Origin of the sequence: Shewanella sp. CAL98-MNA-CIBAN-0140 (assembly GCF_040309905.1) — a bacterium.
Classification (GTDB): Bacteria; Pseudomonadota; Gammaproteobacteria; order Enterobacterales; family Shewanellaceae; genus Shewanella; species Shewanella psychromarinicola.
On record NZ_JBEOPI010000202.1, the window covers coordinates 1 to 262 of the forward strand.

Genomic DNA, 262 nt, shown 5'->3' on the forward strand with positions numbered 1-262 from the left:
GGACACGAGGGCGGCGTCGTCGTGTCGGGCCGGCTCGAGTTGACCGTCGACGGCGCGACGTGGCTGCTCGACCCCGGAGACGGCTACTACTTCGAAAGCCGTTTGCCGCATCGTTTTCGCAATCCCAGCGCGGAACTGATCTGCGAGGTCGTGTCGGCCAATTCGCCGGCGACCTTCTGACCGCGCGTCACCGCATTCGCTGCAGGCCGGCCGCATGCCTCGCGCGCGGCGCGCCGCATCGCGAATGCCACAACATTGAGGC

1 protein-coding gene is annotated in these 262 nt (G+C 67.9%); it reads left to right on the top strand.

Features of this window, described 5'->3' with window-relative positions; translation table 11 throughout:
• On the top strand, positions 1 to 180 hold a 180-nt coding region (locus tag AAEY93_RS20755), incomplete at its 5' end, for a cupin domain-containing protein (protein WP_351079572.1).
• Positions 181 to 262 lie beyond the last annotated feature (82 nt).